The organism is Campylobacter sp. CNRCH_2013_0898h (genome assembly GCF_025772965.1).
Lineage (GTDB): Bacteria > Campylobacterota > Campylobacteria > Campylobacterales > Campylobacteraceae > Campylobacter_D > Campylobacter_D lari_D.
The window spans coordinates 1-23235 of sequence record NZ_JAKMTD010000009.1 but is presented as its reverse complement, the minus strand read 5'-3'; the positions used below and the strand labels follow the sequence as shown (position 1 = coordinate 23235).

Sequence of the window (23235 nt, the reverse complement as noted above, 5' to 3'; positions counted from 1 at the left end):
ATAATTTTAAAAATAAAAAAAGGAGATAACATGTCAGTAACAAAACAATTATTACAATTACAAGCAGATGCTCATCATTTATGGGTTAAATTTCATAATTATCATTGGAATGTAAAAGGTTTACAGTTTTTTTCAATTCATGAATATACAGAAAAAGCTTATGAAGAAATGGCAGAACTTTTTGATGATTGCGCTGAAAGAGTTTTACAACTTGGAGAAAAAGCTATTACTTGCCAAAAAGTTTTAATGGAAAATGCAAAAAGCCCAAAACTAGAAAATGGTAAAGATTGCTTTACTCCTGTAGAAGTTTTAGAATTTATTAGAGAAGATTATAAATATCTTTTAGCTGAATTTAAAAAATTAAATGAAGAAGCTGAAAAAGCAAGCGATACTACAACTGCAGCATTTGCTCAAGAAAATATCGCAAAATACGAAAAAGTTCTTTGGATGCTTAATTCAACTATCCAAAATACTTGCTCTATGTAAGAATTTATAATGTTTTTTGACTTACAAAGCTTTATTGCTTTAAGTCAAAAAACAAATTTAACTTCCTAAGAGAAACTACTCTTATAAAATTCCAAGTTCGCTTAAGTACTATTTTATAATTATAGTTTATAGCAACTCAATGTATTTTTAAACAAAAATATATCATTGAAAAATGATCATCACAAAATATTATTTAGATAAGTATTCAGCCCAAGCTTTTATGTAGGAATTTTCACTAAAAAAGCTAAATACTAAAAATCATTTTTACAATATCTATAGTTTAATTTAAAATCTACAACATGAGTTTTAAAATTCTTAACCCATAAGGGCTAAGAATTTAATGTAGATCTTCATTAAGTTTTACGGCTTTTTTGTTTAAAGCTGCTATCATCACTCCACTTTGAGAGTCTTGTCTAAAATGTAAGCCATTTAGCCCTGCCAATTCTAAACCTTTGTATATATCTTTGTCAAATTTAAAATCAGGATTGATTTTTTGAAGTTCTTCTTTATTTTTTAAAGCAAATTTAGTCCCTTCTAAAACAGCAATGCCTGCATCAACGATACAATTATCCCCTAAAGGAATTCCTGTAACCGAATTTGCGCCCAAAAGACAAGCTTTACCAATACTAATAGCATTACCACTTGTACCACTTAAAACACCAAGTATAGAAGCACCGCCTCCTACATCGCTACCTTCGCCCACAACAGCTGATGAACTAATACGCCCTTCTACCATACAAGCTCCAGTTGTACCTGCATTAAAATTCACATAAGCAGCCCCTGGCATGATAGTAGTACCTGCAGCTAAAACCGCCCCCATTCTTACTTTAGAACTTTCTAAAATTCTAGTATTATCCTCAGGAATAACATGAGCTAAAAATCTTGGAAATTTATCTACATAATCAATCCTTGGATACCTTCCACTCATTTTTAAATCAATCTCATTTTCTCTTAAAAAGTCCAAATCAATAGGCTTATTATCACTCCATGCAACATTTGGTAAAATCCCAAAAGCACCTGTTAAATTTAAACTCCTCAAAGGTACTTTTTTATTTGAAAGTAAGTAAAGTTTTAAATACACACTTTCTAAGCTTTTTGGTGCTTCATCTTCAAAAATACAAACAAAAGAAAAAGCATTTTCTCTAAAATTTTCCTTTGCTGCTTTAATTGCTTCTATATTTTTATGACCTTGCTCTTGTAAAAATGGCGCAAAGCATTCAAGTGCAAAGTCCAAATCCTCTTTAATCAAAGTAGCCACAAACTCACTTTCATTAAAATCAACATCAACCCCTCTTCTAAAAAAAGCTTCAAACATAACAGCTGCAGCGGCATAATTTTGCTCAAAATTAATCACACCAAAATTAGCTTGAAGTTTTTTATTAGGATCAACTTGACTTAGATCAAGTCTTGCTATAGCAAAAGCTTTAGGCTTTTTATAATTAATCCTTTGTTCGATTTGCTTGATTAAATTTAAAAATTCTTCTTTACTTTCTATTGGCATATTTTCCTCCTTATTGCGAGCACGCGCTTTTGCCATTCATTATAGGTTGAATAGCTGAATTATCTACTTTACCTTCTTGATTAACCTTTTCTATAAATTCCCAAATTTTTTCAGCAGCTTGTAAATATCTTTTTGAACTTACACTCTCAGGCATATAAAAACTTACAGGCTTACCGCTATCTCCACCTTCTCTTACACTCATTTCGATAGGAATTTGAGCTAAAACTTCACACTTATAAGCTTTTGCCATTTCTTCTGTGGTGCCTTTACCAAAGATATCATATTCTTTACCATTATCAGGACATAAAAAGCCACTCATATTTTCTATAATACCTGCAACAGGAATGTGCAATTTTTCAAACATATCTAGCGCTCTTTTGCTATCATCTAAAGACACTACTTGAGGAGTACTTACACACACACCCGCACTCACTGGCACGCTTTGAGCTAGGGTAATTTGCGCATCACCTGTTCCTGGAGGCATATCAAGCAATAATACATCAAGTTCAGGCCAAAGCACATCAGCTAAAAGTTGTTCAATCGCTTTCATGATCATAGAGCCACGCCACATTAAACCCTTACCTTCTTCTATCAACACACCCATACTCATCATATAAACTCCATGAGATAAAATAGGACGAATTTTTTGACCTACAATTTCAGGTTTGCTTTTACTCTCACCTAGCATTCTTGGTATATTTGGCCCATAAATATCTGCGTCCAAAAGCCCTACCCTTTTACCCATTTTAGCCAAAGAAATCGCTAAATTTAAAGTTGTAGTACTTTTACCTACCCCACCTTTTCCACTTGAAATCATAAGGAAATTTTTAATTTGTGGAGCGATATTTTTACCACTTCTTGAATTGCTTTTTTCTTCAGGAATTTTTGGCTGTATGATTTCTAAATTAAGCTCTAAATTTAAATCTTTTAAAACATTTGCAATGTTTAGTCTAAGTTCTTGTGCAATTTGAGCATTAGCCGAAACGATTTCGACTACAATATGAGCTTGTTTTTCATTCAAATCAATCTTTTTTACAAAACCAAAACTTACTATATCTTTTTTAAATCCCGGATATATAACTTGTTTTAGTCTTTCTTCGATTTTTTCCTTCAATTTTTCTCCTTGTTGTTTAAAATGATTAATTCTACTAACTTAAATATAAATTTTGGCTTTTATGGTGTATAATATCGTAACATTAATAAAAAATTAAGGTGTAACAAATGTTAGATATTTCCTTGATTATGCTATCAGCAGGGGAGTCATCAAGATTTAATGCTCCGGTAAAAAAGCAGTTTTTAAGACTAGGTGAACATCCATTATGGCTTTATGCAACTAAAAATTTAAGTTCTTTTTACCCTTTTAAACAAGTAATTGTTACTTCTGGTAATATTTCTTATATGAAAAGATTTGCACCTGAGTATCATTTTGTTAAAGGCGGTAATACAAGAGCACAATCATTACTTAATGCTTTAAATTTAGTACAAAGTGAATATGTTTTAGTTAGCGATGTCGCAAGGGTTTTGATTTCTAAAAACCTTTTTAATAATATTATAGAAAATTACGATAAAGCAGAGTGTATTACACCTGTTTTAAAAGTAAGCGATACAGCAATTTATGCTCAAGAAGTTATCGACAGAGATAAAATAAAACTCATACAAACCCCTCAACTTTCTCGTACAAGTATGCTCAAAAAAGCTTTAGAGCAAAATGCAAATTTTACCGATGATAGTACAGCAATACAAGCTATTGGTGGTAAGATTTGGTATGTACAAGGTGATGAGTTAGCTAAAAAAATTACCTTTAAAGAAGATTTAAAAAGCTTAAATTTACCAAAACCATCTTGGGAAATTTTTAATGGAAATGGCTTTGATGTGCATGAATTTGGAGAGCAAAGGGCCTTACTTTTAGGCGGAGTAAAAGTACATGAAAATATGGGCTTGAAAGCTCATTCTGATGGAGATGTGCTAGCTCATGCACTAATTGATGCGCTTTTAGGTGCAGCAGGACTTGGAGATATTGGAGAACTTTTTCCAGATAATGATATACAATATAAAAACGCAGATTCTATGCTTTTATTGCAAAATGCTTATACTTTGGTGCAAAATTATGGATTTGAGCTTGTGAATGCTGATATTACAATCATTGCACAAACGCCCAAGATGAAAGATTTTAAAGAAGATATTGCTTTTAATATAGCCAAAATATTAAAAGTAACACCAAATAAAATCAATATCAAAGCCACCACCACAGAGCATTTAGGTTTTGTAGGAAGAAAAGAAGGAATTGCTGTTTTAGTAAGTGCGAATTTAAAATATTTTGATTGGATGAAATTATGAAAGTTTTAATAGTAGAAAATGAATTTTATTTAGCTCAAAGCATAGGTTCAAAACTTAATTCTATAGGTTATGATTGTGATATTATTGCAAATGTTAATGAGCTTGCTCATCATGATTATGAAATCATTTTGCTTTCTACTAGTATGGCTAATTTTGAACATATTGTAGAAATTTTTAAGCATAAAATTATTATTTTACTTATATCTTATATAAGCTCAGATACAGTTTTAGCGCCACTAAAAGCCGGTGCGAGTGATTATATACAAAAGCCTTTTATGATAGAAGAATTAACGCGAAAAATCAAACATTTTCAAGAATTTAAGAAAATAAATATTTTAAATCATACTTATCAGTCTTATTTAAAACATAAATTTGAGACAGCTAAATTACCAACTTTTGATTATAAAAAATTCAAATTGCCTTTGATTTTAAAAACTAATAATCAAAATTTTGCAGATCATTTTGTATTTAACTATACCAATGAGCATAATGTCGCAAATATTTACATAGATCTTTCACATCAACAAAATTTAGATAAAATCTTTAAAGATAATTGTTTATACTATCTTGTAAATTTCCAAACTCTAAAATCATCAGACAAAGAAAAAGTGTTAAACCTTGCTTTAAAAAAAGCTGTTATTATACATACAAGTACAAATGTTGAACATAGTGATTTTCAAATTTTAGAACTGGGTGAGGATGAGAAAAACTTCGAAAGTAATGGAATTTTAACTATTGATGATTATGTTAAACATATTATCATTAGTTATCAAAATGTCTTTCCTGATACAGATTTGTCAAAAAAATTAGGAATTTCTAGAAAATCTTTATGGGAAAAAAGGAAAAAATATGGCATTACAAAGAAAAAATAGTATTACAATCTCAGAAGAAGAATACGAAGTTTTATGTTTTATCAAAGAAGGAGTTTTTGGTTCTTTTACAAAATTAATGAATCAAAAAGAAAGAGATGAAGTTATAGCCACAGGAATGATACATAAACAAAAAATTCCTTATACTCTTACCTTTGCACCTGCAAGTACAAAAGAAAATAATACTGCTTTAGAAAATGCAAAAGTTGGCGATAAAATAGACTTTATTTGCAATGATAAACCCATAGGACATATCATTTTAGAAAGCAAATTTGAAAATGATAAAAATAGCAATGATATTTTTAGACCTAATGCTTGCTTGATCCAAGATTTTGGAAAAATTTGTATAAGTGGCGAATTTGAAATTTATCACAATAATATCAAAGCCATTAAAGAAGATTTTGAAAAAATCAAAAAAAGATTAAATCCTTCTAATATCACAGCCATTGTTTCAAGTTTTGATCCTTTTCATAGAGCACATGAGAGAATTTTAAGATGGGCTATAGAACAATCTGATTTAGTGATTATTTTCCTTATAGAATCCTATGAAAACAACGGATTGAGCTTAAAACTCAAAAAGCGTTGTTTTGATGTTTTTGCGCAAAATTACTTACCATCTTCTAGGGTTTTACTCATACCTTTGCATAATATCAAAATTTTTGCCTCGCATTTAAACCCTGTGCTTGAGTGTGCTTTGGCTAAAAGTTTTGATTGCAATAAACTTTTTGTAGGACAAAATCATGCAGGACTTGGAATGTATTTTAATCAAAACAGAACCTTTACCGTGCTTGATGATTTTGCAAAAGATTATAATATAGAAGTTACCATACTTCCTGAATTTGTATTTTGTGATGAATGTAAAATGGTAGTAAGTACCAAATCATGTCCCCATGGAGCTCATCATCATATGAAATACCATGGTGATTCTTTAAAAAATTTACTTAGACTTGGTATCATTCCACCAGCAGTTTTTATAAGAAGAGAAATTTCAGCTTTGATTTTATCTGAGCTTTTCCCAAATCGCTTTCATAATAAACAAAATATCTATAGTAATCTTTTCCCTACACATGGTATTTTAGAGTATCGAAGCGATAAAGAATTTTATGAGCAACTTATAAAACTTCATCAAATGTCATATATGGTGTAATCATGCAAAAATTATTTTTAACTTTTTTTTATTCAGGTAGTATTAATAAAGCTCCAGGAACTTTTGGCACGATAGCAGCACTAATCCCTGCTTTTTTTATTTTAAGGTATTTGGGCATAGGAACTTTGATCTTGCTTGCAATTTTACTTTTTTTAATCTCTATAAAAATCATCGATCAATATGAAAAACAAACAGGCATACACGATGATAAGCATATTGTAATAGATGAAGTTGTTGGGGTATTTTTAGCCTTGGCAATTTGCGGACAGAGTGTTTTTACTTTTTTGCTTTCTTTTGTTTTATTTAGATTTTTTGATATCACAAAACCTTCTATCATAGGTAAAATTGACAAAAAAACAAAAGGTGGTTTGGGTGTAATGCTAGATGATGTTTTAGCAGGAATTTTCGCAGGATTATTTAGTGCAGTAATTTATGGAATTTTACTTAAATTTGATCTTTTATGGTTTGATATAAGCATTATGGAGATATTTTAACTCTATAAAGTGATTTATTCTTTAAATAAATCACTATAATTTTATTAATTTACCAATTTTGATCAAGTTTTCTTTTTACGTCTCTCATGTGTTTAAGTTGTTTTTCTCTATAACATCTTTCCAATTTTCTTTTTGCTTCTTGAGCTGCTTTGTAATTGTAATTATTTTGATAATATTCATAGTCCTTTATTGCACTTTCATAATTTTGCTCTTCAACATAACAATCATCAGGGTTATTAATTAAATAATAACCAAAACTCATACTTGCTAAAACGCATAATATTATAATTTTTTTCATTGACCAACTCCTAACATTAAATTTTCTTGATAACTAAATTGAGCAATAGAATTTTTTATTTCCATTAAGTTTTCTTGTGTTTCTTCTGTAAGAAATTTATAAATATCATCTTTAAAATTTTCCAAACAATTAAATCTAAAATTATTAAACTTCTTATCTTCTATATTTATTAGCGTAATACAAATTTCATTATTTTCAAGATATTTTATCTTCACTTCTTTTGTATTGATCGTGTCAAAAATTCTCTTTCTGTTATTACTGATAATTTTCTTTATCATATTATTACCTCTTTAATTTATCCTATAGGATATATTTAAAAAAATTATATCTTTGTAAAGTTTAATTTCATATTAATCCTATAGGATAAAAAATGGAAGAGGACTTTAGCAATTCTAGCGAAGAAGAAATTTTAAATTTTTATAAAAAAGTATCATCAAATATAAGAAATTTTAGAGAGAAAAAAGGAATTTCTCAGCTTGAACTAGCCTTAGATATAGGTATAAAATCCGTTGCGTTTTATTCAAATTGTGAGTGTAATCGATATGGTAAACATTTTAATTTGGAACACCTATATAAAATTTCTAAAAGTTTAGAAATTCCACTAAAAGATTTATTAGAATAAACACTACAACGCCAAAGGGGTGCAACCCTTTAGCGTTAATTTATAAATCCGCTTGCAAGAACCAAATCTTTATCGTAAAATACCGCCATTTGTCCGCTAGCAAGCCCATAAACAGGCTCTTGTAAAATGATTTTTGCACTTTTATCTTCATTAATCAAAACTTTACATGGGGTCGATCTTGATCTATAGCGTATTTTTACTTCACAATCTAGCTCTTTAGCATCAACAAATAAATTAATATTATCAAGATTAAATTCACTTATCTTAAGTTCTTCTTTTTTACCTACTATGATTTCATTTTTTTTAGGATCAATTTTTAATACAAAATGTGGCTCATGAGCCCCACGCACTTCAAAACCTCTTCTTTTACCTATGGTATAGTGCATATAACCTTCGTGTTTTCCTACTTCTTTGCCACTACTATCTCTTACAATACCTGGAATTTTAGTATCCATAAACTGATCTAAAACTTGCACATAAGTATCTTCCACAAAACAAATTTCAGAACTTTCCTTTTGTGTTGCAAAAGATTTTAAAACATCGATTGTAGAAGCAAATTTTTTCACATCTTCTTTTCTCATCTCTCCAAGAGGGAAAATCAAATATTCCAAAGCCTCTTTCTCTGCATTTGCTAAAAAATAGCTTTGATCCTTACTCTCATCAACTGCAATTTTAATCAAACCATTTTCTATCCTTGCATAATGACCTGTGGCTAATTTCTCACAACCCAAACTCTTAGCAAATTCTAAAAGCTTGCCAAGCTTAATAAAGCGATTACACAAAGCACAAGGATTTGGCGTCTTTCCTTCTTTGTAGGTATTAACAAAAGGCATATAAACTTGATTTTTAAAATCTTCTTGTAAGTCTAAAATATGATATTTGATGTCTAAAAATTTAGCAACTTTTTCAACTTTTTGTATATTTTCTTCATGATAATTAGCTTTTCCATGAAGCTTCATATAACAACCTATAATCTCATGTCCTGCTTGCTTTAACCTATAAGCAGTTACAGTGCTATCTACACCCCCACTCATTGCAACAAGAATTTTCATCTTTTTCCTTTATCATTCTTATAATTTCATCTAAATCATCACTTATACTATACTTTAACTCATCATTTTTAGATATAGTTCCAAGTTCTAGTAAAGAAGTTTTGATAAATTCATCAAGAGGTTGCCAAAATTTTTGCCCAACTAAAATAATAGGAACATCTTTTTTAAAACTAAGTTGCTTAAGAGTAAGAATTTCAAAAAATTCATCTAATGTTCCAAAGCCGCCTGGGAAAATCACAAAAGCTAGACTCTTTTGGATAAGAGCCATTTTGCGAATGGCTAAGCTCTTAAAAGTGATATTATACTCTAAAAAGTCATTTGCTTTTTGCTCAAATGGTAAATGTATATTAAATCCAAAAGATTTCAAGTGCGAAGCTTGACTTTGCATAGCCCCGTAATTTGCAGCTTGCATAATACCACCGCCACCGCCACTGATGATGCCATAACCCTCATCAGCTAACTTTTGAGCTAATTTTGAAGCCAAAATACAATACTCATTGTCTTCTTTTAATCTTGCAGAACCAAAAAAAGTTATAGCATTTTTTAGGTTTGGCATGTTAGCAAATTTTTCTAAATCTTGGATTATTTTTTCATTCATTTTATAACCTTTAGTTAAAATAAATTCCATTCTAGCTAAATTTTTATAATAATCTTTTATGTAATTTTTAAATAATTTTCTTTTGCAAACTGCATTAAATTAGATTTTTTTAAATTTCTAAACTTTCAAATTCACACTTTTATATATTATACACACTTAATTATGAAAAGATTTTAGTAAATTCGTTATTATTTAAATCTTTACATCTATTTTAACACCAAAAAGAATTTTCAACTCATCGCTTGTACTAAATTTACCTTCTAATAGTTTTTTTACAAGCTCGTTTCTTATATTATCATCTTTGTAAGTTTCTTTGTTTTTACTTTCTGCTTGTATAGGTTTAAAAGTTTCTTTGTTTTCTTGTATGCTAGTATCATTATTATCATTAAGTAACATTTTATCGCCCATAGCTATTTCAAATTCTTTTACAAACTCATCGTGTCTTTGTTTAAAATCAAGATATTTAGTTTTAAATTCCTCTAGAGTTAAATCTTCTTGCATAAGATTATTAAATTCTTTTCTAAAATTAGATGCTTTTTTAGTAATATCAGATCCAAGATTAAACATTTGAGAGTAAGAGGAAAAGTTCATCAATTTAATATCTTCATCTTTTATATCCCAACTATTATAATCTTTACCAAGATTTTTAAGTGAAGATTTTTCTATTTTATTTGGATCTTTTAAAGCATTTGACTTCATAAAGTTATTAAATTTTTTCATATCTTTTTTGCTAATACTTTTATCAAGTCCGAATATTTTAGAATTAAATTCAAATTTTTCCCACGATAAATAGAATTTTCAGTCATTGTATTATTTGAAAATTTTTCATCTTCTTTCTTATTATTTAAATTTAAGATAGTGTGATGATGATTTAAATTGAAATTTATACCGTTTATCATTAACTTATCCTTTTTATTTTATAGAATAACCACCAAGAGCTAATTCCATGATCATTCTTATATTTTGAACTTATTTCTTTAATTACTTTGTAATTGTTTAAAACAGTGCTCGATTTTACTCTATACCAACTACCTAATTGTTCGTTAATAACAGCTACACCATAGGAGAAATATACAAATCTTTTTCCTAAATTAGAAACACCAATATTTCTTTTTACAGTATATCCAATAAAATTGTGATAAGGATCATTTCCTACTATACTCATAGTTTCCAAAAGTCTTTGTTGATTTGTGTATGTATGTTTTCCATTAACTAAGCAATTTGTGGTATCTATACCGCACATTCCACCAAATCGGACAAGCCCTTCTCTATTCCAATAATATTGATCTCCGTTACTATCTTGAAATAAGGTTAATTCTGAAGTCCAACTAGGCTTAGCAAAAGCTAAAAACTCATTATTCCCAACTAGCTTAAAGCTAGTTTGATACCCACCCTTAACTTGTTTCATCTCATCTACATTTAGAACTTTTACGCCTTGAGAATTATCACTTAAAGCACCATTACTAACTTTAGCTAAAAAATCCCCAGCAAAAGCAGAACTTACTAACAAAGAACCTAAAATTAAAGAACTTGCTAACTTCTTTAACATAACTTCCTTTTTTAGCTATTTTTACTCTTTTTTAAAGAATATCATAAATTACATATTAAAATCAATTTGTTATTTGAAACATTTATTGTTTTAATGGAAAAAATCTAAAAATATTTAGAAAGGTAACAATGAAAAAGATTTTCTTAACATTTATGGTTTTACTTAGTTGTATTTTTGCTAGTGATGAACTAAGTATAGACAGTTTATTTAAAAAGCAAATAGGCTTAAGAAGTATCACAAGCTTTTCTTTGCTTAGTACAGGAAATGCAAATTCTTATGCACTTTATCCCAACATCATTGTAGGTGGAGATCCTACAATTTGGAATGATACAAAGCAAGTGTTTTTAACTCAAACTTTCATTTATACCCTAACACCCAAGTTCGATATACTTGTGTCAGGGGGCGGAAGTTATACAAGAGCTGAATATACAAACTTTTTTACAAATGAGTATTCTAGTAAAAACAGAATATGTTTTGATGTTTATGGCTAGGTTTTATTTATACAGGAGATAGCATTGCAGATTTAATTCCACAAATTACCTTTCAAACTGCAGTCATTCAAAGAGAAAAAGCAATCAATCAAACCAAAAACTTTTATCTAAAATCACAAAGCTTACAAGCTAGTTTAAGGGGATATAGCGACCCTGTTGTATATAGCATTTATACCGGTTTTGGTTATAATCAATCAAGAAAATTTAAAACCCTTAAAATAGAGTATGGAAATAGTATTTATGTGGGTGGGGATTTATCTATCATACTAAGTCCTAAGATTACTTTGGATTTAGGAGCAGAGCAAAGATTTCAAACCGAGCAAAAAATCAATGGCTATCAAAATTCTGAAGTGCGTTCTATTCCAACTTTAAGTTTAGGTTCTACTTATAGCATTAATTCAGATACCGCAGTTTCTGTTAATGCTAGTTTTGGGGGAAGTTCTGCTTCGCCTGATAGTATATTTGGGATAAGCTTATGGAGAAAATTTTAAAAATTTTATTATTCTTATCCATTCTTGCTTTGAGTGCAAAAGCAGAATGGGTAATCAAGTCTTATCAAGAAATTAAAAACGAAAGAGTAATAAGACAAACTTATGAGCAATCTTGTGGGGCTTCATCTTTGGCAACTTTAATCAATATACTTGATGATAAAAAGTTTGATGAGCTTAAACTTTTACAAACCATGAGCGGACAAAAGCTTTATACGGATATGGTAAGCTTTGCAGATTTAAGCGATGCAGTTAAAAAGCTAGGTTATGAAAGCAATTCATACCAAATCAATAGAGAAAGCTTAGACAAGCTTGTAAATATTCCAATGCTTGTAAAAATTGAAGATGACCCACGCTTCCCACATTTTGTGGTAATTATTAATCACAAGGGGAATTATTTACAAGTGCTTGATCCAAGCCATGGAGAATACATAAGCTCTAAAAGTCAATTTTTTAGCATTTGGGATAGATATAATAAAGGCGGTTATGCTTTAATTGTTGCTCCTAAAAAAGAGTTAAAACCTTTCAAGCTAAATACTCCAAAATCTTTGCATTTTGATTTTAAGCCTTTTAGCTTATATTGATTTTTATTGTTTTTTGATTAGAGAACTAATTTTTCATCTTAATTGCTCTAATCTTTCTTTTTTAGAGCCAATCTCAGTAATTTGTACTCCAAAATTTCCATCTACGATAACTACTTCCCCATAGGCAATCTTTTTATCACCTATTAAAATTTCTAAAGGATCATTAGCTAATTGATCAAGCTCGATAACTGAACCTATGTCCATAGTTAAAACATCCTTTAAAAGCATTTTTTTACTACCAATACGCACTCTTATAGGCAAACGCACATCCATAATCAAGCCGATATTTCTTAACTCTTCAACGCTTGCTAAGGTTTTATGGTCTTGAGTATGCTCTTCATGAGTTGTAACAATTTCTTCTAAATCAGTTTTAGTTAAAACTTTATAAATTTTCTCATCAAATACTAAGGAAATTTTCTCTTCTAAATCAGCTATTTTTACATTATATAAATATATTTTATGAAAGCCGCCAAGTTCTAGACTATCTGCAACAAATTCACAATTTTCTAAACTAAATTCCATTTTTGGAATTTCTTTTTGTGCACCTAAGGTTGTAGAAAATGCTGAAATGATATTTTGTATAGCTTCTTTAGCCGCGTCCATTTCATCTTCATTTAGCTCACTATTTTTAGAGATTTCTTCTTCTCCCATCATCCACTCACCAATTGCACTCATTAAAACCGCACTTGCTAAGATTTTGATTTTCATCTCATTATTGACACTAAAAGTAGCACTAACTAATGGCGGAGTCATAGAATCTTGAGAATTTACATCATACTCATAATACTCGCTAAATTCAGCACTTTTCCCTGTTAAGCCTTCTATTGTGCTTATGCACTCGTTGACAAATATGCCTAAAAAATCATTGATCATCTTCTTCCTCTTCTAACTCTTCATTTTCATCATAAGAATTTGCCTTTGCTCTTCTTTCATCTTCATATTTTTCAAGCATTTCTTTAATCTCATCTTTATCAGTTTTAATAAGTTCTAAGATTTTAATCGACTTTCTAAATCTATGAAGTCCTACTTGAGCTAAAAATACTTCTTTTTTATCTATGGCTACTATAGCTTTATCATCTGCACTTCTATCAAGTTTTAAAATATCTCCTTGTTTTAAATCTAAAAATTCATTTACATTGATAAAAGTTTTACCAAGCATAGCTTCATAAATCACTTCAGCACGACCGATCAAAGTTTTAAGTTCTTTATTTCTTGACTTTTTAGCCGAAGTTTCACCCATCATAATATCACGATTTGCTAAACGGCTCAAAATACTTTCCAAATGCACAACTGGATAGCATATATTTACCATACCACTTGAATTTCCTATGATAATCTCCATTACCACCATGATAACAATCTCATTTTGAGAAACAATTTGCACAACATTTGGACTTGATTCTTTTGCTTCAACACTTGGATAAATTTCCGTAACATTCATCCAACTTTCTTTAAGCCTTTGCATAATAATACGCAAAATAGAATCAAGCAAGTTAAGTTCTATTTCTGTAAGCTCTCTTAAGGTGTCAAAACTTTCACCCTGACCACCCAAAAGCCTATCTATCATAGGGAAAGCAATACTTGGATTAATCTCTAAAACACAATTTCCATCTAAAGGCTTAATAGAAAAAACATTAAAGCTTGTCGGTGAAGGTAAAGACATCAAAAATTCACCATAAGTCATTTGATCAACTGAGTGTAGTTTAATCTCAACTATACTTCTCATCATAGATGAAATTTGCGAAGCAAGATTTCTAGCTAATTTATCATGAATTCCTTTAATAGAACGAAGTTGTTCTTTTGAAACCCTATTTGGACGCTTAAAATCATATACTACAATATCTCTTTTATCTTCTATTTCTTCTAATTTTGAAGAAGCAGCACTATCATCGCTATCATCATCAACGACTTCTAAAAGAGCATCAATTTCTTCTTGGGAAAGTATTTCAGCCATTAAACTAGCCTTTCTCTAATCTTCTTAAGCAAACGCTTATGAATTTGTGAAATTCTTGACTCGCTAATCTCTAAAATCTCTGCAATTTCTTTTAAATTTAATTCTTCATAATAATAAAGCTGTATCACAAGCCTTTCTCTTTCTTTAAATTCTTCCAAAACCGCGTTGATTTTTTCTATTAATTCTTCTTTTTCTATTTGTTCTATGATATTACTATCATTAAAACAATTTAGCTGTTCATCTAAAGGCATAACAAGCGATATAGCATGAGCTGCTCTTGCTTCTTTTACCTTTTCTACTTCTAAATTTAATCTTTGTGCTAAATACTCATCATCAGGTTCTTTTTCATTTTCTTGATAAAACTCATCTATAATAGCGTCAATATCTTTGATGATTTTTCTATTGCTTCTACTCATTACATCAAGGCTTCTTAGATAATCAAGCATAGCTCCATTTACTCTTTTTCTTGCAAAACCCCAAAAATTGTCATTTTGTTCTTTATCATAGCGACGCGAGAGTTTAATCATCTCTTCTACGCCAATACTAATTAAATCATTTACATCAATACTTGCAGGCAAACGCTCTTTAAGTCTAAAAGCCATAGCTCTTAATGCGGGCATATAAGAGATGACTAAGTCATCTTGTTCTTTTTTTAGCGTAGAAGCATAAGCATTATGCGGCTGCATGTTTTACTTTTCTTTTTGAAGAGCTATCAAGTTTTTTAAGGTCTTCACGCTCTTCTTGAAGTTTTTCAAGCAAGTAATCCATTTTCTTTTCTCTTGCAGCTAATTCTGCTATAAAGCTATTATTTTCATTTTCATATTTTTCTTTATTAAAGCTTCTACCACTAATTTTATTTGCATCTACAAAAATCATAATTACTATATGGATTAACACATAAAATACAAAAGTAATCAAACAAGTATACACAACTATCTCTACTGCATCTTCTATATTAACTATGGTGAACATTAATCCTATAAAAAAACCACAAACAGTAAAAAAAGCAACAAAATTTTCTGGTCTCATCTTTTTCCTTCAATCTAAAAACGATCCAAAAGCTTTTTGAAAAAACTCATAATGCTTTTATCTCCCACATTATTAAGCACTTTTTGTTCCAACCTATATAAAAGCTTAGAAGCTATGGCTTTTAGCTCATCACTTGCATTAGTATCATCATCGCTAAATAAAGTTCTTTTTTTAATACTAGAACTAATATCTTTACTTTGACCTAAAAATCCTAAAAATTCTAAATTTAAATTATGCTTAATGTTAATATCTGCTACTTTTTTAATATTATCAAAAATTCTTAAAGCCTCATTTTCATTTCTAACTACATTAAATACCATTAATAAATTCTCTTTAGTCTTTGAAGTAGTTTTTATAGTAGCATAAGCATCGGTAATTGCGGCAGGATCAGGTACAGTTATGACAATAACCTCATCAGACATTTCTAAGAAATTCCCTATATTGCCACCAATACCTGCTCCTGTATCAATGATTAAAAAGTCTAAATCATCTAAAATACTTGTTTGATTTAAAAATCTCTCATAAATATTTTTATCATTGTATTTTAAAATTTCATCGCCACTCTCACCTGGGATAAGCCATAAATTTGGCTTGACTTCTATTAGAATATCTTCTAGTGAGCATTCACCTTTTAAAACATGTAAAAGGTTTTTTTCTACACGCACATTTAAAATCACATCTAAATTTGCAAGCCCTATATCTGCATCAAAAAGCCCTACTTTATATCCATTTTTAGCTAGGATGTTGCCCAAATTTGCACTAAAAGTACTTTTTCCAACTCCACCTTTACCGCTAGTAACTGCGATAAAATGGGTATGTTTTACATTTGAGTTTTCATTTTTTACTAGATCTTTTAATTTTTCTGCTTGATTACTCATTTTCATCCCTTCTAAAACCTTCTAACACACAACGCACCAAAAAGTCGCTATTTGCTACTTCTATATCATCAGGTACTTCTTGACCTATGGAAAAAAAGCTCATCGGAGTGCTAGTTTCATAAAGCAAAGAAAACACATTTCCAAATACTTTTGTTTCATCAAATTTTGTAATGATTAAAGTGTCTATATTTAAAAATGAAAAATTATTATAAGTTTCTAATAAATCTTCATATTTTGTATTTGCTGAAAGCACTAAATTCACATCAATTTGCGCATTAGAATGCGATAAAAATTCTTTTGTTTTTTCAAGTTTTGCCTTATCATACTGTGAATTTCCGGTTGTATCTACTAAAATAACCTCACAAGTATTTAAACTTCTAATCGCATCATCTAAGTCATTTGGCTCTATACTATCAATAATAGGAAGTTTCATCATCTTAGCATATTGAAAAAGTTGTTCTACTGCGCCTATTCTATAAGTATCAAGAGTTATAATACCGGTTTTATAGCGTCTATCTCCATAAGCATAGCGAAAAGCAAGCTTTGCTAAAGTTGTAGTTTTACCTACTCCTGTTGGACCTACTAACATCATGATTTTTTGCTTTTTAATTTCACTTTCTAAACGGCATGGAAGCATATTACGCAAAAGTGAGTAAAAATACCTTTGCACTGCTTCTTGATTTGCTTTCATAGTGCTTGGCATATTTTCAATAGTTGCTTTCATAATCGCTTCTAAATGCGCTTCTTGCATACCACTTGCTTTAGCTTGCTTATAAATACTTGCAAACTCAGGTGGTATAGCTAATTCTTTGCGTAAATCTGCCTTATCATCCCACATCATATCCACAAGTAAATTCATTTTATCATTAAGCTTGTTCATTTGTTTTTCAAAAGCTTCTATTTTTTTATCATAATTTGGATTTGGCATAGAAAAATCTTGATAGTTTGAAACCTTACTAATTTCTGAACTAACTTGAGAAAGTTTGTTTTTTAAATTTAAAAAATTATCATCTTTTTTGCTTGTATTTAAATAAGGATTAATAGGTTTTTGCTTAGCTTTTGAAGAAAAATCAAGCACCACATCTTCTTCTTTTTTTTCATCTTCAAGTTTTGGAGCTTGAATTTTAGCCTCAGGAAAACTTGCTGTGTTTGGTTTTTTCTTTGGTGGCATAGGCAAATTATTTTGTTTTAAATGCTCTTCATAATCAGCTTCTTCAATCGCCACTATAACCTCATACAAAGGCTTTTGATTGATAGTTTTTGGGCGAATTTGCTTATTAGTTACTATCAAAGCCTTATCGCCATAATCTTGCTTGACCTTAGGTATAATCTCATCTGTGCTTTCAACCGTAAAAGTATGAATCAATTGTCCCATATTTTTCCTTATCTTAACAAGCCCAAAGGCAAAGTTACGCTAATTCTATCATTTACCCCCGCATGAGGCACTATGCAATACTCATCTTTACGCGCTTTTTTTGAAAAATACAACAAATCCAAATCAAGCGTTCTAGGAGCATTTTTAAAAGTTCTTTTTCTTTTGAATTTAAACTCATAAAAAAACAAAACTTTTAAAAGTGCTCTTGCATGCAAACTTGTGCTTACAACCATCACTGCATTAGTAAAGTCTTTTTGCTCTTCAAAGCCAAAAGCTTTATTAATCAAAAATGGCGATGTTTGCAATACTTGCAAGCGTTTATCTTGCATTAAAAGCCTAAATAAACTCCGAAAGCGTTTTTTTTCATCTTCTATATTGCTTCCAAGTCCTATAATGGCTATGTATTTTCCTTTTTTATCAGCCTTTGAATAAAAAGGAAAAAAACGAATTTTTTCTAACCTTCTAGCCCCTTTAATCAGCAAGTTATAACACCACTGCCTTTTCTTTATCAAGATAGACCATATCTTCTATCCTAATGCCAAGTTTATCTTTGATATAAATTCCAGGTTCAATGGTAAATACCATACCTTCTTTTAGCTCATAATCACTTCTTGGACTAATATTTGGCAACTCATGTATATCAAGCCCCACTCCATGCCCTAAGCTATGAATAAATTCTTTTTCAAAACCTGCGTTTTTAATCACTTCTCTTGCGATAAAATCAAGCTCACTTGATCTCATACCAACGCGTGCTTTTTCTATAGCTTGAAGTTGAGCTTGCTTAACCACTTCATAAATTTGCATAATTTCTTTATCTTTAAAATTTGGCTTATTTTTATCAAAAACTATACCATTCTCATCAAAACAAGCCGTTCTTGTGCGATCAGAACAATACCTTTGATAAACCACACCCGCATCAACTAATAACAAATCTCCATATTCTAAACATTTATCACTAGGTAAAGCATGTGCTTTAGCCGCATTTTCATTAATAGCTACAATAGGTGAAAAAGAAAGTTCTAAAGCACCTTTTTTTTGAAAAATTTCACATGCTTTAAAATGTAATTCTTTTTCGCTTTTTCCATGGCCTTCTTGGCTGATAAATTTAGCAAATTCTTCAAAACATTCTTTACCAAAATTTACAGCCTTTTGCAAAAGCTGTAATTCCTTGGCATTTTTTATAATGCGTTTGTTTTTACTTAAGTCTAATTTTTCTTCAAAAACGATATTTGCACTTTTACTAAGTTCTTTAAATTCAAAATAACTAAAGTCTTTTGGGTCAAAACACACCCTATCAATTCCTGCTTTTTCTAAAAGCTCTCTAGCACTAGCAAAAAGATCTTGTGCTAAAACCACCTTAGCATTTTTTATCATTTCGCTAGCTTCAAAGCTATATCTTGCATCAGTGATGAAAAAAGCTTTATCTTCAAGTTTTAAAAACAAAGCATTATCGCAAGAATAGCCACACTCATAAAAAAGTGCATTTTCGTTTTTTAAGATAAAATTCATTGATTTGCTTGTTGTGCTTTTGCTTGAGCTGCTTTATATGCATTGATTTGATCAAAAATTTGGAAAAGTCCCATTAAAGCCATATGATAACCAAAAGGACCAAAACCTACCACGCTACCTGCACAAACTGGTGCTATCATGCTTTTTTGTCTGAATTCTTCTCTTCTGTAAGTATTGCTAATATGCACTTCAATCACAGGCATATTAATCGCTGCGATCGCATCGCGGATTGCTATAGAAGTGTGTGCATAAGCAGCTGGATTAATAATCACTCCATCTACACTGCCTAAGCATTCTTGAATTTTATCAACTAACTCACCTTCAAAATTACTTTGAAAAAACTCAATCTCCACATTAGCTTGTTTTGCGGCTTGTTTCATTTGCTCGTGGATATCTTCCATTTTCATATTACCATAAATGTGAGTTTCTCTTACACCAAGCATATTAATGTTTGGTCCTTGTATCACCATAACTTTCATAATCTAACCTTTATTTAGTAAAATTTACTATATTATAACACTTTAAAGCTAAATTTTAGCTACAATTTACCTTTTTAAAGGATGGAAAATGTTTATAATAGCACCCAAAATCATCCTAACTTGTGATGATAAATTTAGTATTTTAGAAAAAAAAGCTATTCTTTTTGATGATAATATTTTAGAAATTGATAGCTTAGAAAATTTACAAAAATCCTATCCGAAAGCCAAGCTTATACCAACTCCAAAAGATACCTTACTTTTACCTGCTTTTATCAATCCACACACGCATTTAGAATTTAGTGCAAATAATGGAAATTTAGTCTTTGGAGACTTTTTAAAATGGCTTGATAGTGTTTTTAATAACCGCGAGCAATTAAACGAAAAAGCCAAAGAAAAATTAATCTCACAAAATATTCATAAAATGCTAAAAAGTGGCACTGCTACTATAGGAGAAATTTCAAGCTTTGGGGGCGATTTAAACCCTTGTGTAAATTCACAAGCTAGAGTGATATTTTTTAATGAAATTTTAGGTTCAAATGAAAATTTTATCCAAGCAAAAAAAGAGGAATTTTTAACTCGTTATGAAAAAAGCATGAGCTTTAAAACTTCTAAATTTATCCCTGCTATTTCAGTGCATGCACCCTACTCAACCCACCCAGAGCTTGCTAAATTTGCTATAAAACTTGCTAGAGAAAATGATCATTTACTAAGCACACATTTTCTTGAAAGTAATCATGAAAACAACTGGCTAAGATTTAAAAAAGGTGGTTTTAAAAAGAGCTTGGCTAAATTTAGCAAAAATCCTATGCCACTTTACACTCCGCAAAGCTTTTTAGAACTTTTTAAAGATCAAAGGACTTTATTTACACATTGCGTGTATTTTAAAGAATGGAATTTGCTAGATAAAAATCTGCACTCAATCACGCATTGTGCTTTTTCAAATAGGCTTTTGAGTAAAAATACTTTTAAATTAAAATCTGCTTTAAAAAATGGTATTAATATCCATCTAGGAACCGATGGCTTAAGTTCAAATACTTCTTTAAGCATGCTTGATGAAATGAGAGCAAATTTACTTATACATGATGATTTAGAGTTAGAAAATTTTGCCAAAATGTTACTTTTAATGGCAACAAATAAAGCCGCAAAAGCCTTAAATTTAAACCTAGGTCAAATTCAAAAAGGCAAAATAGCTGATTTTAGTCTTTTTGCTTTACCAAATAGTGCAAATTTAAAACAACTTCCTTTGCAATTTATCTTACAAAGCAAAGAAGTGTTAAAACTTTTTATAGAAGGAAAAGAAATAATATAAATATCTTAAACAAGAGTTTCTAATCAAAATTAAAATATTTCTGTTATACTTAAAAATTATAAGAATCTTTAATAAAATTTAAGAAAGTCATATGAAAAAATATTTAATAATATTTATTTTTATAACTCAAATTTTAGCTTTAAATGATTTTGAAGTTATTAATGTTCATAAAGCACACGATCTTAATATCACAGGAAAAAATATAAATGTAGGTATTATAGATTCTGCTTTTAATGCAAATCATCCTAGTTTGCAAGGACAAATCATAGAGCAACAATACTCAACAGTAAATAATAAACCTTATACTCCTGATCTAACAGTAGACACTCACGGATCACATGTAGCAGGAATTATACTTGGTAATTTTAAAAACATTAAAGAACCATATGGGATTGCTTACAATGCGAAAATGTATGGAATTCAAATTTTTGGCTATAACAATGGAAGTCAAAAAATAATTCCTTATAATATTTATGATTATTTTAAAGATAAAGAAATAAAAATAATCAATAATAGTTGGAATACGCAATTATATCCAATAGTAGGAATGAGTCAGCTCGGGTGGTATGTATCAGATCTTAAAAAGCAAAATTCTAATTATTTTTTAAATTTAGCAAACAACAATAAACCGCTTGATGGGATTATAAAGTTAGCAAAAGAAAAAAACATTCTAATACTATTTGCAGCTGGAAATGAGGGTATAGTATCACCTGGATTTAATGCTACTCTTCCTTATTATGATGAAAATTTAAGATCATGGCTTAGCATTGGAGCCATTGATTCTTCTAAAATTACAAAAGATGAAAATGGAAAACTTATATTATCCTCTAAAGCTATAGCATCGTATAGCAATGGATTAAAAGGAGTTGAAAATTTTTCATTAGTAGCACCTGGAAGTTTTGTTAATTCAGTTAATGCTGCTTATAATATACAACCCATTTTTGGAAGACCTGATAAAAATTTATATGTTAAAATGAGTGGTACTTCTATGGCAACTCCTATGGTAAGTGGAGCTGCTGCTTTAGTGTCAGAAAAATTCCCTTTTTTAAATGGAAAACAAATAGCTGATGTTTTATTAAGTACAGCAAATAAAAATTACAAAACTCCAAAACTAACAGTAAAAGAAACTCAACTTCTTAATACTTCCAATGGAAGAAAACAATCCTATTATACTATTATTTATATAGATACGCCTATCCCTGATGATAAAAATAAAATAAAACAAGATTTGATAGATGCTGGATATTGGAGTTTTGAAGCAGATAAGATATTAAACAATCTAATCGACAAATATCCACTTGTGCAAAATGCCAATGAAGACTACAAAGGAATACAAACTCTCAAAAAAGAACAAATCTTAGGACAAGGCATTCTAGACATTGAAAAAGCCGTAAATGGTATAGGAATTTTAGATGCAAATAGATTAAATTCACAAGATATTACCGATACTTATGGCGAAAAAGAAGCTTACTATACTATAAATACTCAAGGATATAACGCGACTTTTAGCAATGACATATCTCAAAAAAAATGGGATGATAGTTTACATAGACTCGATGCTTTAAATTCTCCAAAAGATGAAATACAAAATTTAAATATTGGATTTATCAAAGATGGTCAAGGGAGGTTAATTTTAAGTGGAGAAAATACTTATCTTGGTAAAACTATAGTAAAAGAAGGTGAGCTTTCCCTAATAAAAACACAAAATAATAAAGGAATTATAAGTGGGGAGGTTAAAGTTTTAACTAATGGTAAATTTAGCGGAAATGGTTTAATAAAAAATAATTTATACAATCAAGGAATTGTGAGACCTGGAAATCAAGACTTAAGCGATTTAATTGTAGAAGGTCTATATAACCAAAAAAACAATGCTATTTTGCAGCTTGATTTTGGAAATAATGGTAATTCTAAACTTATAGCAAATTCTTATCAAATAGAAGGTGGTAAATTACAATACATACCATTACCTATGTTTTACACTAGTGGCAATATAATTACTATAAATTTAGCTGGATTAAAAAATAATATAAATGACTTTGAAAAAGTTGAAATATCAGGAAACAATAGTATTGATTTTGTTGCTGTATTAGATGAAGATAAAGTTAGTATTAATAAGGCCGCGCCTGAACCAAAACCTGAACCAAAACCTGAACCAAAACCTGAACCAAAACCTGAACCAAAACCTG

Annotated in this window: 26 protein-coding genes and 2 pseudogenes; 10 read left to right on the top strand and 18 right to left on the bottom strand. The window is 29.8% G+C overall.

From position 1 onward, the window contains the following. Window positions 1-30 precede the first annotated feature (30 nt). A complete protein-coding gene (locus L8X50_RS06230; protein WP_133319614.1) occupies window positions 31-486 on the top strand; it encodes a Dps family protein in 456 nt (151 codons plus the stop codon). Window positions 487-823: 337 nt separating this feature from the next. Here L8X50_RS06230 and L8X50_RS06225 read toward each other — a convergent pair whose 3' ends face one another. Together L8X50_RS06225 and L8X50_RS06220 are read right to left on the bottom strand one after the other, a co-directional pair. After that, a complete protein-coding gene (locus L8X50_RS06225) occupies window positions 824-1987 on the bottom strand; it encodes a tetrahydrodipicolinate N-succinyltransferase N-terminal domain-containing protein (protein WP_133319615.1) in 1164 nt (387 codons plus the stop codon). Between the two features lie 10 nt (window positions 1988-1997). Then, the gene (locus L8X50_RS06220) at window positions 1998-3101 is read right to left on the bottom strand and encodes an Mrp/NBP35 family ATP-binding protein (protein WP_133319616.1); all 1104 of its coding nucleotides are present in this window, start codon (window positions 3099-3101) and stop codon (window positions 1998-2000) included. Between the two features lie 107 nt (window positions 3102-3208). Between L8X50_RS06220 and L8X50_RS06215 the strand changes: the two genes are divergently transcribed. Genes L8X50_RS06215 through L8X50_RS06200 form a run of 4 tightly spaced genes read left to right on the top strand, consistent with a single transcriptional unit; the run spans window position 3209 to window position 6834 of the window. Beyond that, window positions 3209-4324: a bifunctional 2-C-methyl-D-erythritol 4-phosphate cytidylyltransferase/2-C-methyl-D-erythritol 2,4-cyclodiphosphate synthase gene (locus tag L8X50_RS06215; RefSeq protein ID WP_263660685.1), complete on the top strand. Its 1116-nt coding sequence runs from the start codon at window positions 3209-3211 to the stop codon at window positions 4322-4324. After that, a complete protein-coding gene (locus L8X50_RS06210) occupies window positions 4321-5196 on the top strand; it encodes a hypothetical protein (protein WP_220566787.1) in 876 nt (291 codons plus the stop codon). The genes L8X50_RS06215 and L8X50_RS06210 overlap by 4 nt, the downstream gene beginning before the upstream one ends. Further along, window positions 5174-6340, top strand: coding sequence for a sulfate adenylyltransferase (locus tag L8X50_RS06205; RefSeq protein WP_133319619.1), 1167 nt, complete (start codon window positions 5174-5176; stop codon window positions 6338-6340). Before L8X50_RS06210 ends, L8X50_RS06205 begins: the two co-directional genes overlap by 23 nt. A gap of 2 nt (window positions 6341-6342) precedes the next feature. Further along, entirely contained in the window at window positions 6343-6834 is a 492-nt protein-coding gene (locus tag L8X50_RS06200; RefSeq protein ID WP_263660684.1) for a phosphatidylglycerophosphatase A, read from the top strand. A 49-nt stretch (window positions 6835-6883) separates the two neighbouring features. Here the strand turns inward: L8X50_RS06200 and L8X50_RS06195 are convergent, their stop codons facing one another. Together L8X50_RS06195 and L8X50_RS06190 are read right to left on the bottom strand one after the other, a co-directional pair. After that, window positions 6884-7132 carry a hypothetical protein gene (locus tag L8X50_RS06195; RefSeq protein ID WP_263659442.1) on the bottom strand — a complete coding sequence of 83 codons (249 nt, stop codon included), beginning with the start codon at window positions 7130-7132 and terminating at the stop codon, window positions 6884-6886. After that, window positions 7129-7410 carry a hypothetical protein gene (locus L8X50_RS06190; RefSeq protein WP_043019362.1) on the bottom strand — a complete coding sequence of 94 codons (282 nt, stop codon included), beginning with the start codon at window positions 7408-7410 and terminating at the stop codon, window positions 7129-7131. The genes L8X50_RS06195 and L8X50_RS06190 overlap by 4 nt, the downstream gene beginning before the upstream one ends. A gap of 92 nt (window positions 7411-7502) precedes the next feature. On the opposite strand from L8X50_RS06190, the gene L8X50_RS06185 reads away from it, so the two are divergent. After that, on the top strand, window positions 7503-7754 hold the full coding sequence (locus L8X50_RS06185) for a helix-turn-helix domain-containing protein (protein WP_039640720.1): 252 nt from the start codon (window positions 7503-7505) through the stop codon (window positions 7752-7754). A gap of 35 nt (window positions 7755-7789) precedes the next feature. On the opposite strand, the gene mnmA is transcribed toward L8X50_RS06185, so the two are convergent. The 5 genes and pseudogenes from mnmA to L8X50_RS06160 form a co-directional block, all read right to left on the bottom strand. After that, window positions 7790-8806 (bottom strand): tRNA 2-thiouridine(34) synthase MnmA, encoded by a 1017-nt coding sequence (gene mnmA / locus L8X50_RS06180; RefSeq protein ID WP_263660683.1) that lies wholly within the window; start codon window positions 8804-8806, stop codon window positions 7790-7792. Next, window positions 8769-9404: a TIGR00730 family Rossman fold protein gene (locus L8X50_RS06175; protein WP_263659444.1), complete on the bottom strand. Its 636-nt coding sequence runs from the start codon at window positions 9402-9404 to the stop codon at window positions 8769-8771. The genes mnmA and L8X50_RS06175 overlap by 38 nt, the downstream gene beginning before the upstream one ends. Window positions 9405-9596: 192 nt before the next feature. Then, the gene (locus tag L8X50_RS06170; protein ID WP_263660682.1) at window positions 9597-10124 is read right to left on the bottom strand and encodes a hypothetical protein; all 528 of its coding nucleotides are present in this window, start codon (window positions 10122-10124) and stop codon (window positions 9597-9599) included. Beyond that, entirely contained in the window at window positions 10121-10303 is a 183-nt protein-coding gene (locus L8X50_RS06165; protein WP_052823866.1) for a hypothetical protein, read from the bottom strand. Before L8X50_RS06165 ends, L8X50_RS06170 begins: the two co-directional genes overlap by 4 nt. Before the next feature lie 13 nt (window positions 10304-10316). Further along, window positions 10317-10953 (bottom strand): annotated as a pseudogene (locus L8X50_RS06160) (hypothetical protein). 128 nt (window positions 10954-11081) lie between these two features. On the opposite strand from L8X50_RS06160, the pseudogene L8X50_RS06155 reads away from it, so the two are divergent. Both L8X50_RS06155 and L8X50_RS06150 read left to right on the top strand, forming a co-directional pair. Further along, window positions 11082-11935 (top strand): annotated as a pseudogene (locus tag L8X50_RS06155) (hypothetical protein). Beyond that, on the top strand, window positions 11920-12516 hold the full coding sequence (locus L8X50_RS06150; protein WP_263660680.1) for a C39 family peptidase: 597 nt from the start codon (window positions 11920-11922) through the stop codon (window positions 12514-12516). Before L8X50_RS06155 ends, L8X50_RS06150 begins: the two are co-directional and overlap by 16 nt. Window positions 12517-12549: 33 nt before the next feature. Here L8X50_RS06150 and fliY read toward each other — a convergent pair whose 3' ends face one another. The 9 genes from fliY to aroQ are packed head-to-tail and all read right to left on the bottom strand — an operon-like array spanning window position 12550 to window position 19740. Then, complete coding sequence (fliY, locus tag L8X50_RS06145; RefSeq protein ID WP_133319624.1) at window positions 12550-13389, bottom strand: flagellar motor switch protein FliY; 840 nt, start codon at window positions 13387-13389, stop codon at window positions 12550-12552. Next, window positions 13379-14470: a flagellar motor switch protein FliM gene (gene fliM / locus L8X50_RS06140; RefSeq protein ID WP_133319625.1), complete on the bottom strand. Its 1092-nt coding sequence runs from the start codon at window positions 14468-14470 to the stop codon at window positions 13379-13381. The genes fliY and fliM overlap by 11 nt, the downstream gene beginning before the upstream one ends. Beyond that, complete coding sequence (locus tag L8X50_RS06135) at window positions 14470-15156, bottom strand: RNA polymerase sigma factor FliA (protein ID WP_133319626.1); 687 nt, start codon at window positions 15154-15156, stop codon at window positions 14470-14472. Before L8X50_RS06135 ends, fliM begins: the two co-directional genes overlap by 1 nt. Beyond that, window positions 15143-15499: a hypothetical protein gene (locus L8X50_RS06130; RefSeq protein WP_133319627.1), complete on the bottom strand. Its 357-nt coding sequence runs from the start codon at window positions 15497-15499 to the stop codon at window positions 15143-15145. The genes L8X50_RS06135 and L8X50_RS06130 overlap by 14 nt, the downstream gene beginning before the upstream one ends. A 14-nt stretch (window positions 15500-15513) precedes the next feature. Continuing rightward, window positions 15514-16377, bottom strand: a complete 864-nt coding sequence (flhG, locus tag L8X50_RS06125) for a flagella biosynthesis ATPase FlhG (RefSeq protein WP_133319628.1) — start codon at window positions 16375-16377, stop codon at window positions 15514-15516. Next, window positions 16370-17752, bottom strand: coding sequence for a flagellar biosynthesis protein FlhF (flhF, locus tag L8X50_RS06120; protein WP_039667960.1), 1383 nt, complete (start codon window positions 17750-17752; stop codon window positions 16370-16372). The genes flhG and flhF overlap by 8 nt, the downstream gene beginning before the upstream one ends. A gap of 8 nt (window positions 17753-17760) precedes the next feature. Beyond that, window positions 17761-18234 carry a 2-amino-4-hydroxy-6-hydroxymethyldihydropteridine diphosphokinase gene (folK, locus tag L8X50_RS06115; protein WP_220566782.1) on the bottom strand — a complete coding sequence of 158 codons (474 nt, stop codon included), beginning with the start codon at window positions 18232-18234 and terminating at the stop codon, window positions 17761-17763. 1 nt (window position 18235) lies between these two features. Beyond that, window positions 18236-19261, bottom strand: coding sequence for a M24 family metallopeptidase (locus L8X50_RS06110; RefSeq protein WP_263660679.1), 1026 nt, complete (start codon window positions 19259-19261; stop codon window positions 18236-18238). Continuing rightward, window positions 19258-19740 (bottom strand): type II 3-dehydroquinate dehydratase, encoded by a 483-nt coding sequence (gene aroQ, locus L8X50_RS06105; RefSeq protein WP_133319632.1) that lies wholly within the window; start codon window positions 19738-19740, stop codon window positions 19258-19260. The genes L8X50_RS06110 and aroQ overlap by 4 nt, the downstream gene beginning before the upstream one ends. A gap of 88 nt (window positions 19741-19828) precedes the next feature. Between aroQ and L8X50_RS06100 the strand changes: the two genes are divergently transcribed. Together L8X50_RS06100 and L8X50_RS06095 are read left to right on the top strand one after the other, a co-directional pair. Then, window positions 19829-21049, top strand: a complete 1221-nt coding sequence (locus L8X50_RS06100; RefSeq protein WP_263660678.1) for a metal-dependent hydrolase — start codon at window positions 19829-19831, stop codon at window positions 21047-21049. A 91-nt stretch (window positions 21050-21140) separates the two neighbouring features. Further along, on the top strand, window positions 21141-23235 hold a 2095-nt coding region (locus L8X50_RS06095), incomplete at its 3' end, for a S8 family serine peptidase (protein WP_263660677.1).

Excerpts from the sequence above, each read along its gene's own strand:
- L8X50_RS06230 (WP_133319614.1), top strand. The coding sequence starts at position 31 with ATGTCAGTAACAAAACAATTATTACAATTACAAGCAGATGCTCATCAT.
- L8X50_RS06225 (WP_133319615.1), bottom strand. The coding sequence starts at position 1,987 with ATGCCAATAGAAAGTAAAGAAGAATTTTTAAATTTAATCAAGCAAATC.
- L8X50_RS06215 (WP_263660685.1), top strand. The coding sequence starts at position 3,209 with ATGTTAGATATTTCCTTGATTATGCTATCAGCAGGGGAGTCATCAAGA.
- L8X50_RS06210 (WP_220566787.1), top strand. The coding sequence starts at position 4,321 with ATGAAAGTTTTAATAGTAGAAAATGAATTTTATTTAGCTCAAAGCATA.
- L8X50_RS06205 (WP_133319619.1), top strand. The coding sequence starts at position 5,174 with ATGGCATTACAAAGAAAAAATAGTATTACAATCTCAGAAGAAGAATAC.
- L8X50_RS06200 (WP_263660684.1), top strand. The coding sequence starts at position 6,343 with ATGCAAAAATTATTTTTAACTTTTTTTTATTCAGGTAGTATTAATAAA.
- L8X50_RS06195 (WP_263659442.1), bottom strand. The coding sequence starts at position 7,132 with ATGAAAAAAATTATAATATTATGCGTTTTAGCAAGTATGAGTTTTGGT.
- L8X50_RS06190 (WP_043019362.1), bottom strand. The coding sequence starts at position 7,410 with ATGATAAAGAAAATTATCAGTAATAACAGAAAGAGAATTTTTGACACG.
- L8X50_RS06185 (WP_039640720.1), top strand. The coding sequence starts at position 7,503 with ATGGAAGAGGACTTTAGCAATTCTAGCGAAGAAGAAATTTTAAATTTT.
- mnmA (WP_263660683.1), bottom strand. The coding sequence starts at position 8,806 with ATGAAAATTCTTGTTGCAATGAGTGGGGGTGTAGATAGCACTGTAACT.
- L8X50_RS06175 (WP_263659444.1), bottom strand. The coding sequence starts at position 9,404 with ATGAATGAAAAAATAATCCAAGATTTAGAAAAATTTGCTAACATGCCA.
- L8X50_RS06170 (WP_263660682.1), bottom strand. The coding sequence starts at position 10,124 with ATGAAAAAATTTAATAACTTTATGAAGTCAAATGCTTTAAAAGATCCA.
- L8X50_RS06165 (WP_052823866.1), bottom strand. The coding sequence starts at position 10,303 with ATGATAAACGGTATAAATTTCAATTTAAATCATCATCACACTATCTTA.
- L8X50_RS06150 (WP_263660680.1), top strand. The coding sequence starts at position 11,920 with ATGGAGAAAATTTTAAAAATTTTATTATTCTTATCCATTCTTGCTTTG.
- fliY (WP_133319624.1), bottom strand. The coding sequence starts at position 13,389 with ATGATCAATGATTTTTTAGGCATATTTGTCAACGAGTGCATAAGCACA.
- fliM (WP_133319625.1), bottom strand. The coding sequence starts at position 14,470 with ATGGCTGAAATACTTTCCCAAGAAGAAATTGATGCTCTTTTAGAAGTC.
- L8X50_RS06135 (WP_133319626.1), bottom strand. The coding sequence starts at position 15,156 with ATGCAGCCGCATAATGCTTATGCTTCTACGCTAAAAAAAGAACAAGAT.
- L8X50_RS06130 (WP_133319627.1), bottom strand. The coding sequence starts at position 15,499 with ATGAGACCAGAAAATTTTGTTGCTTTTTTTACTGTTTGTGGTTTTTTT.
- flhG (WP_133319628.1), bottom strand. The coding sequence starts at position 16,377 with ATGAGTAATCAAGCAGAAAAATTAAAAGATCTAGTAAAAAATGAAAAC.
- flhF (WP_039667960.1), bottom strand. The coding sequence starts at position 17,752 with ATGGGACAATTGATTCATACTTTTACGGTTGAAAGCACAGATGAGATT.
- L8X50_RS06110 (WP_263660679.1), bottom strand. The coding sequence starts at position 19,261 with ATGAATTTTATCTTAAAAAACGAAAATGCACTTTTTTATGAGTGTGGC.
- aroQ (WP_133319632.1), bottom strand. The coding sequence starts at position 19,740 with ATGAAAGTTATGGTGATACAAGGACCAAACATTAATATGCTTGGTGTA.
- L8X50_RS06100 (WP_263660678.1), top strand. The coding sequence starts at position 19,829 with ATGTTTATAATAGCACCCAAAATCATCCTAACTTGTGATGATAAATTT.